The following is a 16,958-nucleotide window of genomic DNA, read 5'->3' on the forward strand; positions in this document are numbered from 1 at the left end:
TCTTCTACTATTTTCAAGAATTCCTTAGTTTACACTCGGTTCTTCATCATCATATACAGTTTCAATGACAGCTTCTGACTCCTCAGACTCTATTATCTTTTGGAGATCAGGCTCAGAATTCTCATGAACTTCTTCATAAGTAGTATCTGATATATCATCTTCAATATTTTCTTGGTCTACATCGGTATCTGGATCTGGATAGTCTTTCTCTTTTTGTACGATATCTAAAATACGATCAAATAAAATCTCATTTTCACCACGCACTTCCAAAACTACTTGTGCTTTTTTCATTAGAATGGATAAAATAGCTCCTGTTAGTTGCTGCTCTGGAGTAAGCTTTTTTGCTTTCTTCTTTAGGATAGCTACAATCAAAGGTTTTAACATTGCCTTATCATCCTTATCAAGTATTATCCGCTGTAGATTCTTTTCATTCTGCTGATCAATCAGCTCTACGATTTCATCAAAATCATAAAAATCCTTATGCTTCTTAATTTTCATCAAAAAACCACCGCCAACACTCAATACATTATTGGTCATTCCCAATATGGTATCGGCAGCTTGTTTTGCTGTAGCTGTAGGCAATTCAAATTCTGACTCCGAATGCTGTTTATCATCCGTAACTGTATCATTCCCTATATCTTGTTCTGGAGCATCTAAAGGAGTAGAATCTATTACAGGTTCTTTACTGTTTTGATGGTATTCTTCTTTTTGTTCAGGTTTCCAAGCGTTCCAGTTTTTAGAACTATTTTCGTGAATATCTTTTTCTATGACCGCTTGATTTAAAGGACTATCGTGTTCCGATTGCAATTCTTCAAAATCAATCGTATCTGGATCTTTTGTAAGCACATCTACTACTTCTTTTTCAATATCATTCATGTCGTATCTAATTTTTAGCAATAAATTGGATAATAGCGTCTTCTAAATTTTTATATATTTCTGTAAAGTTTTTGTGGAACTTCGGGATTGATAATAGTTCTTCACATTTATTGTGATGATAAATAGCAGCTCTTTTAGATTGTTCAAAATCCTTTCCTAATTGTTTATAGCTTCTATTGGTATATTTCTTGATCAAATGGTATGCAGCCATTCGAGAATAATTAGTTTCATGTTCATACAATTGCTTACTTTTAGAAATGATAAAACTGATGAGTTTTTTTACATCTTGGGATTCATTTCTAAAAGTTCCTTTTCCTGATAATTTCTCGATAATTTGCGTGGTTTTAGAGATTCCAAATTTGGAAATCAATTCATCAATACCTTTTTGTAAATCTGAATAATTAACATTCTTTTTTTTATCATTCATATCTCAAGTATATTAAAGGGTTTCCGCCAGCTTTTTAGCGTTCTTTTTTTTTGAGGTTTTGTTTTTTCTATCTTGGCTTTTAAAATTCTCACCTATAGATATCAGTTGATAGCATGGAATATGAGTGCTAATACGTGTCAATTTCAATGTCCCTAGAATCGTGGTATTCCATGATAATGAAGCTTGAAGCCCCATGCTTTTTAAATCAGATTCCCAAATATGCTTAGTCCATTTGATTCTTTTTAGAGCTTCTAAAATCTCAACATCACTTGTTGTAGTGCGTTTTATTTTTTGTATCAGATTGTTACGAATGGCTGTTAAAAGTTCAATATCCATTACTTCCAAAAACACCTTCTTTTGTTGATCATCTTTAAGGTTATAATCTATCGATTGAAGGTCTAAAGAGCGTTCATGAAAATCTATGATTTTTTTCTTAATCACTTGTTTCAAATGATATTTGCTAATTCCATTGTCAATTAAAAATTCTTGAAATTTTATTTTTCTATGTTTCATAACAATACTGTTCTTTGATTGATGATGGAATACACAAGGATCAAGAGACTTTTGTATCAGCTCTTTTATCATATTATTGGATTATGAGCTTATTTTTGCGATAAACTGAAGGATACTTTTTTCTAAAACAGTATACTTTTTAACAAAAGGTCTATTCAACTGTGGCATACTTATATATTCCCTACACTTATTGGTATGGTAATGCACTACAGACTTAGCATCATTAAAATGTTGTCCTATCTGATGATAACTTAAAGATGTATGTTGCTTTAATAAATAATAGCTTGCCATTCGTACCTCTTTACTGTACTTTTTAAAGCTCCCATCATCTTCTATAGTATTAGCTCCTTCAAAGATGGAAGAAGCTTCAGATAGTATAAAAGTGAAGAACAATTGATCCCATTGTTTTTTTGCTTTTTCAACTATTGGATCTTTAGATAACTGCTCCAAAATGTCTATTGCTTTAGAAATTCCAAACTTACAAACCAACTTATCTATATTTTGCTGTAAATCAAGAAATTCTCTGTTTGTTATTTTCTCCATTTCTATATGTTTAATATGTGTAAATCCATGGCTGTTGATTTTTTAGTGTAATGGAATGATATCATATCGGTAATAAAAAAGAGATGTTTTTTTAAGCACATACTTTCCAATTACAGTACTTCTGCCTATTTTACTTTTTACGCCCATTTCTTGTAATTTTGATCTTGAAATCCCTTTGGTTCTTCCCATTTTCACTAATTCTTCTAAAATCATTGTATCAGATTTTATAGATTTCCCTTTTTTTTGGGCTAGTGGTACGACTAAAGGCTCATTATTTGTCAACTGATCTTCATATTCTTCTTCAATATCTTCAAGGATTTCAATATCTAATTGCTCTATTAATTCTAATAATTCTTGAAGGTCTGGCTCATGAATAGTATCTATTAACTCATGAAAACGATAAAATATATTGATCTTTTCTTGTAATGGCTGTGGTAATTTTTTAACCATTAAACTATTTTCTTTTAAAAACTGCTTGAATTTAATTTCGTTATATTCCATGTTTTTTAATTTCATTATATTACACTTTCGAAATATTTACCTTTTCTTGTTGTACTGCCTTTTCAATTTGTTTTGATAATATTCCTGTAAGTATTGAAGTAACTGCAACTACTGTAAGAGTTTGTAGTAATTCTTTACCTTTTGGTATTCCAAATTTAAAAGCCTTACTATTTGCATTTTTTCCAAGATTGTAATACAAAAGTGCTTCGCCTAATCCTATTGCTACCCCTGCTCCTGTTACGATCATTACAGTCTTATCTATTTTCCTGGTTTTTTCTTTTTCCATAACCCTTATTTTTCTTCTAATTTATCTTCAATTTTCTCATAACGCTCTTTCAGTTCTTCATTATCTTTCTGTCCTCGGATAGCATTCATCTTATAGATTTTTAACAAGCTTCGATGTGTACTTTTAAGTAATTTCTTGGATTCTTTTTGTACTTCAAGATTACTTTCTAACCTGTCTGGAATAAGATTACCCAATGAGATCATATGTCCTTTAATTTTAGCATATCGGGTAGGTTTAGGTTTTGCTCCTTCTAACTTCCGTTTTTCTTCTCTGTATATTTTCATTTTTACCCGACATTCCTTTACCACTTTCTCTAACTCATCAATCTCTGTTTTGCCAACTGTTTGCTCAGGTTTATCTTTTACTCTCCTAGTTTGCTCTTTTTTAGGTATAGCTTTGTTCTTATCCTTTGTCGATAAATTCTTTTTTTTTGGTTTTGAAGTTTTCACTTTTTCTTCTTCTGGATCTGCACAAGGATTTATATCTATAATAGCATTTGGAGATATTTTTGTTATCATTTGGTATATCTTATTGATACTGGTTTCTTCTTCTTTCTCAAAAACAGCTTTAGATTCAATTTCATTATAATCATCAATAATCCCTTTTACTGATTTCTGTACAGCTTCGTGTCGTATTTTAGAAAGATCTAGTTTTAATAAATCATGTATTGTTGCCATTTTTCTTGTTTTTTAAGATTATGCACTTTTTATATTCAATTCTAACTCTAGCTCTAGTTCCAATAATTCTATTGTTCGTGCTCGTGCTCGTGCTTGAATTTGTATCTCCTCTACAGATAGTTCTTTTTTTATAGTACCCCTCTTCTTTGAAGTGGTTCTTGAAATACCTTTAACATCACGATTCAACAACTGATATAAAAGCTCATCTGCTTCCTGCGCTTTTACATCTGCTTTACTGAAACCTTTAGATTCATTTTTAATGACTTCAAAGGCTTGAACTGGATCAAGTTTTCTTTTGGTTCTAGCCAAAATTTCTTCCTGATGCTGGATCTCAACTGATTTAAGGTATTTTACCTTGGTATCTTTTGTCTTGTACATAATTTAAAGGGTGTGATCGATTGAAAATTCTTGTTTATATAGTGTTGTCAAACTCAGAAAGAATTCATTTGCTTCTTCCTGATCAGAATAATGAATAGAACAGTTTTGGGGAGTGCCTTCCATATCAAAACATTCGTATCGATAGCATTGTACAGGACGATCAACATTGCTAATATCAATGGTTGTCCATCGTAAAATTCTCGTCTTTCTATGCATTGATGATTCCATAATTCTGAAATCTCTACAATGCTCTTTGCACTCTTTGTTAATTTCTATAGCTCTATTCATTATAGCCTTGATGATATGCTCCGAAATATTTTGAGTTTTTCTATTGATTTCCTTTTTCATTTCTTGCTTATTTGTTGGGTGTAATTTTCTATAATCTGTGTGACTTCACGTACCGCTTCGTTTATAGAATAACTCTGTTCAAAAACAGCATAGCCATCTTGTTTTTCAGTTATTTCTTTTACAAAGTCTTTACCCATATTTTCCTTTAATGATCCTAACCCATCAGGAATGTTTAGACCAAAATGATCACTTAATGCTATAAGTGACTTAAATCCTCTATAGCGAAAATATCTTGGATCACTTGTCATCAATAACAGTTGATTTTTATCCAATCGATCCTGAAATCGTTTAATTCGAATGACTCCCATCACTACATTGTCATTAAAAGAAGTTCCTAATAATGTGTTCACCTCTACTGCCACACCTCGTACCTCCATAAATTCTACTAATTCAGCACACCCCAAACCAACATATAAGAGTTCATCACCTTCTACTTTTGCATTACCACCCGACATCAGATATAATCTCAATGCTGGATATGATGATTTTCTATCTTTGAAATAGGCAAATACACTTTTAACCGCAGTTGTTTTATTTGAAGTGTCCAATTCTATTTGAAGCTGGCTAATGATATTTTCAATTGGTTTCTTTTTCCTTGTAGGTTGCAATCGGTATAATCCCATCGCTGCCCGATCAAAGGAAAAAACTCCTAGACCTCTATCATTATATGCGACTTTTGGTTTTGAAAGAATTTGATCACTTATTAGTTTTATGTACTCGGCTAACTTATCTTTGATTTTAGGTTGAATTGTCCGCAATAGTTCCATTCCTAAAAAGTATTTATGGTCATTCAATTCACTTACATCTTTTGGATTTGGTGATCCATACCACGTACTACTTTTTCTTATCCTTGAAGCTGTTCTTTCATTCATTCGTTTCAATACGCCACGATTATGAGTATTCAAAACAGCAGCTTGGCTATCTACAAAATCATTAAATGCCTGTACACTATCGAAAGTAGCATAGCTAGTAGCTATACTACCATTGTTATCAGCAATTTTATGTATCATTGGAGCTTTCATTATCCTAATCTCTTTTTATATTCCATCTTAAACTCATTAATCATCACAGCACCTTTATATGAATTTAAAAAGCCCTCCAAATTCACTTCGATTTTGATCTTCTTTGCTTTATCATCATTCATAACCATAAAATAGCTTTCCAATGCATCTTTTAAAGTTTTACCGTTTGGCACTTTTCGATAGAGCTTTCCTTGTTCATCTTTCAGTCCAGTAACTCTTTTCATCTCTAACTCATAAGCACGTTCCATATTAAGCATTGTTCTGAGCGTCATAATATCTTCTGTATCATCATCACCTATTTCTTTCCCTTCATATACTAAAATGGCTTTACGTATTTTTATACATATATCCGCTACTGGAGGATAGACTAATTGACGTTCCAACACTTCATTAAACCCTATTCTATATATACATCCACTAAAGCGATCTAAAAGCGATGCATCCTGCTTATTATTTCCTACATAATTCCCACTTGCTCCTTTGCCTATAACATTTCCCGTTGCAATGCAGCCAAAGTCTTCGTGTTTTACAATAGGTTCATTAAGTCCATTAAAAATAATGGCATCAGATTTGGAACTCTTTGCCAATGCATCATTTAATAAGCCTGCGGTATTTGCATCTAATTTGGGCATCTCATCAAGGATGAGTATTTTTCCATCTCTCCAAGCTTCTATAAGCGCACCTTCCTTATATCCAGAAATTGTCTGTCCTCCCTTAATATCAATCGGTGATGTCCATTGATTACAATTCACTACTACAAAAGGCAAGGCTTTTTTGTCATTTTCAGTTCTACCAAATAGCGCATAGGCTACTTTCTCTCCTAAAGTGGTCTTACCTGTTCCAGCACTTCCTACCAGAAATACATTGTTTCCACTACTCAAATCATCAAGCACTTTCATAAAGTTTGGAATTTGCTTGATTTCTGGAATATCTAAGGTGTATATTCTTCTTTTCATATCAATCTATTATATCTTGTTTGCCACTGTACGTTATGCGGTTTGAAGACTATGATATAGTCTTAATTGATCTAGTACGATATCTATCGGCTCTATGAGTCCAATCATATCCTCATAAGCTATCCGACCTAATTCTTCCTCGGTATACCTTCCAAAAACAAACTCAGAGTTTCCATCTTCATGTGGGTTATTAATGATGAAGAATCCTAATGTATCTTTAGCTTCATAAAGGAATTGTTTTGAAGTTTCTTTAACCTTAACCTCAAACTCTTTCTCTACTGGTGTGCCACTAATTGCTTGCTTCCAAGCTCTGTAGGGAACAACTACATTTTTAAAAACAGGAATAAGGGAATAGTTAAATTTCTCCTTATCACTTAGAGGTCGAGTATAGGATACAGTACCAAAAGGATACTTAGTGCTTTTTGGTTCTTTGTACTCTTTAAATCCTGTAATTGGATTACTTCCCTGCCCATAGGGTCTACCCAATTCATAGGAATAATTTCCTTCAGATTCTTTAGTATTTCGATCCCAATCTTTTTGATTTTCAATTTCCCAATCTTCTAGCTCCTTTACTTTACCCAAAAATTGTAAACCATAGGTGTCTAGTTGTTTTAGAAAAGCGCTTAAGTTTTTCAGATGAAGTACTCCCGTCATTTCTCCTCCATTTTGAACGAAGTCTGGTAATTCATCTTCCGTTTGACCTTCTGCCCTTCTAATTAATTCACGCAGTTTAGGATCTATAGCCATTTTATAATGCTCTCCTTTATGAATATATACTTGAAAATAATTCTCTCCAATACGTTTGAAGCGAAGCTGATCCTTTTGATCTGAAAAGAATTCATCAATAGAAAGGGCTTTGATAGTATTGAGGGCTTCTGACATTGGCAAGAGGGCTTTGTTTATGCCATCTATACCAAATTCTTTATCCATCAGAATGCCATTCTTAATCTCACCTGTTTTGGTATTGTATTTTACTAGCTTGTTTTCTCCTCCGATTGCTCCAGATGCTACAACAATATTTTCAGTTAAAATATGCCTGCGTTCTCGTTTGGAAGAAGCCTTTTTTATAAGTTCATTCCATTCAATTGGAATTTGTTTACGTTCTTCTTCAGAAATATCGGTACTCTGCGTATAAATCAAACTGAGATACACATGTTCTTCAGGCTGTAATGAATACGAAATAAGTCTACGAGAATCCGCTACTGCAAATCGTAAATGTATATTACCATAGGTATATGGATTCTTAGCAGATGTGCCCAACGAAACCCCTAAGAAGATACCCCAAGCTGGTTCTTTGGTAGGATTCAGATATGGGATTTTCAGCACTTGTCCGATATCGAAATACCCTACATATTTTACAATTTGTTGTTTGATATATTCTAATCCCTGTAGATATTTATTGACTGCACTTAATTTTTCTTCGATCAATTCTTGTAGATTTTCTCGGTCATTCGCTATTTTTTCATTTTCATCATCATCTTTTCCACTTCCTATATCAGGTAAATCCTTTAATTCTTCTCGAAGCTTATTCACTACTACCATACGCTTTTCCCTACGTTCTTCAATAAGTAATGGAAACTTCTCATTGATATCGCGGACTAAGTCCGATTTTACAACTTCTGTTTTTCTTCCGTCCAAAGCTTTGGTGATACGATTTTCAACATCTTGCTTGGTTAAGGGACGCTTTAAATTATTGACAATGCTTACTTCCCGAACAGTATCTTTTCCAAAGGGTGTATTTCCTCCATTCCCTTGTTTGAATAAGTATCTCTTTTTTATTTCGGCATCCAAGGGTAGAAACTCCGTTTCTAAATTATACGTCCCTTGTTGTTTCTCCAGCTTGATCTGGTGATCATAGCGTTCCAGTAAAATAGTGTACAAATTGTCCTGATCTTCTACTAAAAGTAGTCCAGCACGTCCTGTAAGTTGTCGTATAGCACCTTCTTTCCCCTCATTACGCTCGTAGTACTTTGCACCTGTTTTTCTATCGGTTACTTTATGATACGTGGGATGCCCTAATTTTTGCATCATTTCAGGATTTTCATTAATCCATTGCCACGCCACTTTATCTCCGTATTTATTTAAAAAATCCGCACTTTTAAGCGTATCGTCATTCGTATTTTGAGATCCTGTAGTATTGGCATCCAATGACTTTAGTTTTGCCTTCAGCATTGTCATTAGTCTACGTTCTGTTGGAATATCATTTGTGATGTAATAGTACTCAGGTAAGTTGACCTGTCCCGTTCTGTTAATGCGTCCTCGTTTTTGTACTTCGATGTTGATATCCAACTCAAACTGGTGAATGATCATAGCTCGCTGTCTCTGATCTGCAAAATCTTTTGACGCATGTGCAGATGAACCTGTACTACCGCTTTGATTAATTAGTAATACATCGTAATCCCCTCCGTTAAATAATCGAAATGATTTCTCCGTGTCACTTCTAAAAGACGAGACAACTACATCTTCACCACTGTATCGTATTTTTTGATTCCTTCCTGTGACTTCTGTTACCTTGAAATATTCATCATTATGCCCTCCTATATTAGAAGGTTTTTTTTCATTTTCTATCAATTGCACTAACTGGTCAATAGGGGAAATACTAAGTCCTGAACGCTCTAAAAGCATTGCCTTTTTAATCCTAGTATATTCCTCTTGCCCTTTTCTTGACAATTCGGTTACCGCAATTCGCTCTCTACTTTTTTTACCATCAATATCTGTGTAACTATAGAAAAAAACACTGTCTAATCCCTTAATCAACGTTCGTACAAAATCTAATTCTTCTTTAGGTAAAACATCTCCACTTGATAGGTTCAGATCTTTTAAAAATGCACCCATTGTAGATTTGAAAGCGATGACCACCTTCTTGTCTTCTCGTAAAAGCGACACGGTTTTTTTAGCTACTTCTTCAACTTTCAATGCAAAAAGCATTTGGTCTACAATATTGAATACCCTAGAAAAATAAGGGGCTTGTTTTACCCCTAAACCTCTAGGTTTGTTTTCCATTCTTTCTCCTTGAGCTTTTGCATCTGCGTGAACTAATGCCAATATTGGTACTACGTATTCTTCCTCGAATTGAACGACTTCATTCATCAATTTGATAATCCGATTTACACTTGCTCTATTCTTACTTCGACTTGGTTCTTCGTCTAATGTGATATACTCAACTTTAACACCTTCATTAGAACGTTGTCTCCTAATAAGCTGACCACTTTCTGCAAGGTTAGATGCTACGATTTCCTGAAGTGCTAATCCTCCTCTACGCATAGCCATTACAAATGCTCCATCCTTTAACCCTGTTTCAGAAATTGCCGTTTTCTTCCCATAGAAAGGCATTACTTCTGGATATTTGGCAAAAGTTGCACTTAAAAAACAACAAGAATATACTTTAGGCAGTACCCTACGCATCCAATTCCCAATAATGGAATCAAATCCGCCTGCACTATGCGATTCATCTAAAATAAACACCACTTTTTTATAGCGTTTACTCCCTTCTATTCCACTTTCACATATACTCTCTATCCAAGAACGTTTATAATAATTAGCAGATTGAACCTGACTATAGGTGGTAAAAACCATATCATATCCACTTGGTAAATAATCTATATTTTCATAGATAGTTACCGTTGGTGTAGTTTCAGGATTAGGTAATTTTCTACCCGTTTTTTTATGCCATTCTATAGATTCCGAACTTTCAGTAACTAAAGTCTTCACGGTTGTCAATAATTCTTCCTGAGCTTTACCCGATAATGGAGTAAAAATGATATTCCCATCTGCATCTTTTATTTTTGCCCCAGAATCAGAATTAGAATTGACTATAAAAGGTTGGATATCTCCAAAACCAATTGCCTTTAAATCCCGATACATATCCGTAAACAAACTAGAGCTTTTGGTAAAGAAAATGGGTAAATATCCTTGCATTACTGCATGGCGAATAACGGCTGCTGCTTGTCTTCCTTTTCCAATTCCTGTTTGATCTCCAATGATAATTCCTTGCTCACGTTCAAACTGCTTGAGATATAATGCTACTGCATCAATCTGTTCCGCAGCAAAAGCATTCCATAAGGTTGCTGTGGATATATATTTTAATTCATTACGGACATAATTATCAATATTCCCTTTTTTCTTTACAATATGGTTTAAAGCCTTTTGAACTTCAAAAGCCATATTTCTAGGAATAAGAGTATTCATTTTAAAACTTGCATTTGATTTTGGCACATATGGAACAAGGGAGGTCTGATCGGCTGCCAACTTCGCTACTTGGGCTGCATCCTGAGTGAATCCATCTTGCGCTACTTGTAATTCAATATTCTCCATAATTTTCTTTTTAAAAGGACTTTCTTCTACTCACTAAGTGAAGTTTAATATTCCAAGGCTTGCCTAGAAGTAGTATATCTACTGTTTTGCTACCTATCTTTCAAAACTTGATAGTACTTCTAAATACCTTCGTAAAGTAGTATCTGCATATATTTGGACTGCATCTTCCTTTTCCATCCCACCATACATTAGAGAATCATCTGGCACGGTATCGTCCAGAGTACTCCAGTTTTCTTTAAGTGTCCACATGGCACTTTGCATTTTATCATGGTACATTAGGAAATTTGCAATTTCATCAACCGTATTACTATCCGTATAGACAGTTTCTAGGTATTCCTCAATAAGAGCAATAGGATCATCTCCCTCTGCCATTGACCATGCTATTAAGTTATGTAATCGGATAAAAACCCCTGCTTCATGATCTTCAAAATTTTCAAATGGTATTGGATTGCTTACCATAAAAAGTGTAGCACTGCCATCTGAAGTCATTAATTGATTATTAAAAAATATCATAGTCCTAATTCTATTTTAAGTTGAGTGATAATCATATCTAGTACATACTGTTCAGGTTGTTCTATATGAGAATTGATACGTTCCCATAATTCAGGAAAACTATTCACCATTTGTTCTATCAAAGGGTTTTCCTTCCTTGTTGGGGCAACACCTTTTGGTGTTTTTTTTCTTCCATTAATGAGAATCAACATAGTCTTGATAACTGCTCCTTGTTTGTTATACAGTTTATAGCTGTTCATATTGATAATATCATCCACATTGTAATGACGGTATAACCAATTGAAAAAAGGTTTGTATTTTTCTATATATCCATCCGAACCAAAATACACATGCCCCATAATTATGATAGCTGCCTTTCCAGTGTCTTTTAGGGTGTGCAAGGCAAGCCCTGCCATAAAATGCTCCAAGCGCATATGCTTTGCTACATCAATCTGATTGTTAAAGTATTTTTGAGTCCAACGTTCTTTATCAAACTTTGAATCATCCCAACTTGCAAATGGAGGATTAGTTACCATGACATCAAAAGAATGTGCAAATTCTTCTGGAAAAGGTTCAGCAGCATTAAGATATGTAACAACCTGAAATCCTTGTAGTTCCAGAGAATATCTCCTACTCTTATCAATTTCATTTACGTGGGTTTTTTCTGGATCTGCTCCTAGTACTAACAATCCATTTCCAGCACTAGGTTCAAAAATGCGTGTCGCATCAGACATTTGCGTATATTCTGCTACCATTGCTCCTATGGGGCAAGGCGTAGAGTACTGCTTAAACAGTTCCTTGCTACTATCTGAATAGGCATAGGTCGGTTGTATCGTATTCCAAAATACGATCATTTGATCTAATCGTTGTTCAAAAGGTATGGGAAGATTATATATCTGTTTATACCATAAAAGCCAACTGAGTTCAATGGCTTCCCATAAAACACCTAAATTAGGTGCGCCTGCTTCTTCCTTAACCGCTTCAATTTTTTTCTTACTTAACCGCTCTCCCTTGATATAGTGATCGTGCATAATTGCCACCACTTTATCCAAATAATCCAAGGCTCTACCTTCTTTTGGAGTTTCTTTATGCCCTGAGAAATAATCATCAATCAGGATATCTACCATTTTCCGAATAGGTTCATTAGGATAATTTTCAACTATTCGATCCTCAAATACGTTTTTCAGCATATAGTCACGAAAGCTAGCTATGTCACCCCTATTTATGACATAGCCTAATTCTTTCACACGATCACCTATCACAACAAACAACTCATCCCGAAATACCTTATCTTCATTTTCAACTAATGCTGACAAATCCTCAGATTCCCGTTTTAAAGCCGAAATTCTATCTAATCTAAATGCCTTACTTTGTTTACTTTTCTTATCTGTTTTCCCTTCTAGTTCCTCAACTTTTTTAGTAAGAATTTTAATCCATTTAGTAAATTCCTTTTCTATTTTTTTATCTAGCTTTACTTGACTATAGCCCCATCGTAAGCCTAATTCTGTAACTGTTAGATTACGCTCAAAGGCTTGTTTACCTGTAAAATAAACTGTAAAACCCTGCCTTACAAACTTTTTACGAATACGCTCTGCTTCACTTATATCTATTAAAAAGAATTCTTCTAAAGATGCTTTTTTAGTCTTTGTAATTTCTTGCGATTTTTCAGTAACTATTTTCTTTTTTTGAGTTTTTAAAAAAGATCTTATTAGCGCTGCGGAATTTTCAAGGTCTTCAATTTTATAATGGATCTCCCGATATAATTCTTTGTCTTTTTTATTAGATTTTGGCTTACCCGTTTTTGGATTTGTATATGCTAATTGTTGATTTTTGAAATCAACTTTTTCTTCTTCAATAATTGCTATTGCTTTTTCTAAATCACCAATAGGTCTATAGTTCTCAGCAGCAGACCACCACGATTGATTTTTTCCAAATTTCCCTATGATATTCTGTAATGGATAAACACTCCTGTACCCTGTATTTACATTTACGTATGGATACTTGGCATCTGTCGGGAAACCTAACTCCTCAAATATTTGCTGCCCCCTTTTTTCCCATTCTCGTAACATGGCAGATCTCGTAACAGCAAACCCATAATCATTTGGATGCACCATTTGTACTAACTCAAACAACTCCTTTGCTGTCAATTCTGAAAGATTGTGATCCAAAGCTTCTAATAAATAAGGAGCTATTTCCTGAATTTTCTTCGCATCCTGAATATACATTCCTGAATTAAAAACCTGAGCTACGCCAAATGGAATTAAAACATTACGAATTGTTTTTCCATATCTATTAATATCCATTGTTACAGGATATTTCTTTTCTTCTTCTGCCTTCTTTACATCTTCTTCAGGTGCAACTACTTTTTTCGGATTTGATAAGATATATCGAATCGCTTTTTTTAGCTTAGTCATTGACATTGTACTGCCCCCATATACCATACCTTCTTTGATAGAAGTATGACTGCTTATAGCAATACGATTATTCTTAAAAATTTGAAACGTAATTTGATCACGATCAGAAGTAATCACAAGTCCATACGGTTCTGACTCCTCTGGATAATATTTATGTGTTATAAAATCAGGTTTGGAATTGATAAACTCCTCAAAACTCTTTACCGTTTTATCATCCAGTTTTGTCCAAGCTTGTTCTACTATATAACCAGAGCTGTGGGGAACTGTGAAAGGTGTGTATCCTAATGCTGCTGCATTTGAAAGGATCAAGTTTAAGAAAGTATTCCTAACAGCTTCTGGTTCTATATCATTAATCCAATCTTTTTGGTCTTCTATAGCTTGTATTACACTATCTATAAATGTTACCTCATTTTCAATCTGTAATGCATCTTCTAATGCTAATCGTAAAGTTGCTATTATAGTCTCGGTTTCTCCTTCTGTATCAATTTCTAAAGCTGTTAGCTTTTCAATCATAGATTGAACAATAGCGCGTTTTGAATCTGTTCTTTTCGCACTGACATCTTTTTCTATTTCTATGGAATTCTTATAGTTTAAGTTGATATCTTTTCGTGGTAATTCGATACCCTGTTGGGAAGCAAAATCATTTAGGGATACTAAAGCAGTTTGAATAGCATAAATATCATCTTCTGACCTTTTAGAGAGTGCTTCATTAAAATCTATATGAAGACTCTCAATCACAAATGATAAAGCATGTTGGACAGCTTGTTTTCTAGTATCAAAGACAGCACTTCTTTTCTTCGCTTGATATTGAATTCTACTTCTTGTAACCCAATTATGATATTCCAAACCATGTCCATAACGATTATTATCACCCTGAACTATAGTGATCAATGCATTCACATGTGCAGACTCAGGAAATGGAACTTCCAACACTTCTAATCGATCTCCCCCCGTTTCTTGTGCATATACTCCGTCTTGATTAGTTAGAATAACAGACGGTAACTCCAAAGTTTTGACTCGTAATAGCTTGGCAAGTTTGTTGATTTTTTCTATGTATTGACCTACAATATTTGAAAGTTCAAGAGGTAAAGGTTCTTCAGAGGTTACAAGTCTATTAATGACCGCTTTTAAATCTCGAACGAATGATTCTATATTACTATGAGATAGTGTTTCTTCTAAATATAACCTTGTCCCGATTATTAGATCTTCTGTATCCTTATTTTCTGTAATACCCTCTAAATACGCAAGTTCTTCTATCAATTGCTCTACGATAGATTCTAAAGTATTATTATCAAGTTTTTTTGACTTTATTTCTGGGTAATCAATTAATAAATTTTCTTCATCTAAATTCTTAACCGCACTATTGGTCAATTCAGAAATCGAAAAAACACCGTGTTTCTCAGCAAAAACTCCTATTTCAATTAACGCAATTTTTAATGCGTTTCTAGTATCGTATAACTCCTCAATACTTTTATAACTTTCGCCTAACCCTTCTCGAATATTATCAATAAAGATTTTAAGGGCATCTCTTATCGCTTCACTTTTAAAGTTATATTGATCATGTCGTTGCTTCGAGATATCTCCGCCTTGAGAGCTAAAATGAGTTCCAATGTTTCTACTAAAATCAACCGCAAAAAGAAATTTTTCATGTTCATCTTTTACTAATCGTATAGTAGCTTTGTATTTTGCCTTCTTCGAAAATGGAATTTCAATAGTTTCGTAACGATCTCCTGCATGATCTTCTGTATATATGCCATTTTCATCTGTATAAGAGGTATAGGAATATGAAATTTCAGACAATATAAAACTTGAAAAGCCAATGATGTCTAATCCTAACTCGCCACCTAAATCTTGTGTTTGGTTGATTGCTTTAATAAGTTCAATTGTAGTATCTCGTTTTCCTTCAACTCCTGTTCTCGATGCATATCCTCCATATAAAAGCGGATTTGTAGCGGTAACTATTTTTACATCATTTCCTATCCATACATAAGCATGGACTCCTTTTGACTTATCATACCTAATATATCTTGCTGTATAATACTCCCCTTTATTACCTATTCCTAATAATATTTTAAGAAAGGTTTCCTCTGACTTAAATTGTAATGCTCTATATGAATACCCAAAATCATCTAATTTGTTAAGTTTCGGATATCCTTCCAAAATACCATCAGGAATTGTATGACCTGTTAGTAATCCCTCTAATAGTAATTGTTCATGTTCATGAGCTACTGCATCGACATACTCTTTATCTTTGAGTTCTTCTGCTGACCCTCCAGATGTCAACAAATAAGCTTCTTTGGTTATTAGCCATTTTGGATCTTCTTTTGAGGTATTCTTTTTTTCAGTCTCAACTTTCTTGATTTCTGGAACAACTGTAATAATTCGTCCTTCATCAAATGCGTTTCGTGCTTTTTCTTTGAAATTCTTAGCTGTTACTTTAAGCCCTTTAAATTTAGCTCCTAAATGAGATGTCAAAAAACGGTTTGCAATATCTTCGGCTGAAACCCTAAAATCCTCAAAAACAACATAATGCTTATTCTTTATTTCCTGATCTTCAAATTCAATCGAAACTGTAACCAAACTAAAAAGTTTGTGATCAATATTATCTCTTATAGCCTTATAAGATGGTTCAATTTTCACCTCTAAAAGATCTCCACCTTCTTTATTAGCATTTTCTAATGCACTTGAATATCTATCAAACGAAGGGCGAACCCCACGTATATACCAAACACTTTTATTTCGATTAGCATTTTTAAATCCAATTGAAATAAGATATTTCTTTAAGTCGATACTGGATAATTCAGGATCAAATTCAAGCTGAATTCCTTTAGGAGTATCGTTATATGATTTTGTTATTCTCATTTAATTCTTTTCTTTTCATTAAATGAGACTATTGAACTTCGTACTTTACTAAAAACTCACGTATCATCCCTATAGGAAATACTTAGTCATTGCTATAGTAAAAACTCATGTATCATCCCTGTAGGAAATACTTAGTCATTGCTATAGTAAAAACTCACGTATCATCTCTATAGGAAATACTTAGTCATTGCTATAGTAAAAACTCACGTATCATCTCTATAGGAAATACTTAGTCATTGCTATAGTAAAAACTCACGTATCATCCCTATAGGAAATACTTAGTCATTGCTATAGTAAAAACCCATGTATCATCCCTATAGGAAATACTTAGTCATTGCTATAGTAAAAA

The 16,958-nt window shown here is 33.7% G+C and carries 14 protein-coding genes; all 14 read right to left on the reverse strand.

The genetic code is table 11. From position 1 onward, the window contains the following. Positions 1-24 precede the first annotated feature (24 nt). Entirely contained in the window at positions 25-876 is an 852-nt protein-coding gene (locus tag N456_RS22920; protein WP_062062757.1) for a hypothetical protein, read from the reverse strand. Between the two features lie 7 nt (positions 877-883). Further along, positions 884-1,303, reverse strand: coding sequence for a hypothetical protein (locus tag N456_RS22925; RefSeq protein WP_062062759.1), 420 nt, complete (start codon positions 1,301-1,303; stop codon positions 884-886). Between the two features lie 12 nt (positions 1,304-1,315). Further along, positions 1,316-1,816, reverse strand: a complete 501-nt coding sequence (locus tag N456_RS22930; RefSeq protein ID WP_148639427.1) for a hypothetical protein — start codon at positions 1,814-1,816, stop codon at positions 1,316-1,318. A gap of 81 nt (positions 1,817-1,897) precedes the next feature. Then, the gene (locus tag N456_RS22935) at positions 1,898-2,359 is read right to left on the reverse strand and encodes a hypothetical protein (RefSeq protein ID WP_062062763.1); all 462 of its coding nucleotides are present in this window, start codon (positions 2,357-2,359) and stop codon (positions 1,898-1,900) included. 42 nt (positions 2,360-2,401) lie between these two features. Continuing rightward, entirely contained in the window at positions 2,402-2,860 is a 459-nt protein-coding gene (locus N456_RS22940) for a hypothetical protein (RefSeq protein WP_062062789.1), read from the reverse strand. A gap of 19 nt (positions 2,861-2,879) precedes the next feature. Further along, complete coding sequence (locus tag N456_RS22945) at positions 2,880-3,146, reverse strand: hypothetical protein (RefSeq protein ID WP_240315582.1); 267 nt, start codon at positions 3,144-3,146, stop codon at positions 2,880-2,882. Between the two features lie 5 nt (positions 3,147-3,151). After that, complete coding sequence (locus N456_RS22950) at positions 3,152-3,823, reverse strand: hypothetical protein (protein ID WP_062062766.1); 672 nt, start codon at positions 3,821-3,823, stop codon at positions 3,152-3,154. A gap of 18 nt (positions 3,824-3,841) precedes the next feature. After that, positions 3,842-4,201, reverse strand: coding sequence for a hypothetical protein (locus N456_RS22955; RefSeq protein ID WP_062062769.1), 360 nt, complete (start codon positions 4,199-4,201; stop codon positions 3,842-3,844). Between the two features lie 3 nt (positions 4,202-4,204). Beyond that, the gene (locus tag N456_RS22960; protein ID WP_062062772.1) at positions 4,205-4,549 is read right to left on the reverse strand and encodes a hypothetical protein; all 345 of its coding nucleotides are present in this window, start codon (positions 4,547-4,549) and stop codon (positions 4,205-4,207) included. Beyond that, on the reverse strand, positions 4,546-5,559 hold the full coding sequence (locus tag N456_RS22965) for a DUF7192 family protein (RefSeq protein WP_240315583.1): 1,014 nt from the start codon (positions 5,557-5,559) through the stop codon (positions 4,546-4,548). Before N456_RS22965 ends, N456_RS22960 begins: the two co-directional genes overlap by 4 nt. 11 nt (positions 5,560-5,570) lie before the next feature. Beyond that, positions 5,571-6,470, reverse strand: a complete 900-nt coding sequence (locus tag N456_RS22970; RefSeq protein WP_240315584.1) for an AAA family ATPase — start codon at positions 6,468-6,470, stop codon at positions 5,571-5,573. Positions 6,471-6,560: 90 nt separating this feature from the next. Beyond that, positions 6,561-10,841: a strawberry notch C-terminal domain-containing protein gene (locus N456_RS22975; protein WP_062062778.1), complete on the reverse strand. Its 4,281-nt coding sequence runs from the start codon at positions 10,839-10,841 to the stop codon at positions 6,561-6,563. 93 nt (positions 10,842-10,934) lie between these two features. Then, positions 10,935-11,354, reverse strand: coding sequence for a hypothetical protein (locus N456_RS22980; protein WP_062062781.1), 420 nt, complete (start codon positions 11,352-11,354; stop codon positions 10,935-10,937). Beyond that, positions 11,351-16,609: an Eco57I restriction-modification methylase domain-containing protein gene (locus tag N456_RS22985; protein ID WP_062062784.1), complete on the reverse strand. Its 5,259-nt coding sequence runs from the start codon at positions 16,607-16,609 to the stop codon at positions 11,351-11,353. The genes N456_RS22980 and N456_RS22985 overlap by 4 nt, the downstream gene beginning before the upstream one ends. Positions 16,610-16,958: the final 349 nt, after the last annotated feature.

The sequence above is a fragment of the Aquimarina longa SW024 genome, assembly GCF_001401755.1.
Taxonomy (GTDB): Bacteria; Bacteroidota; Bacteroidia; order Flavobacteriales; family Flavobacteriaceae; genus Aquimarina; species Aquimarina longa.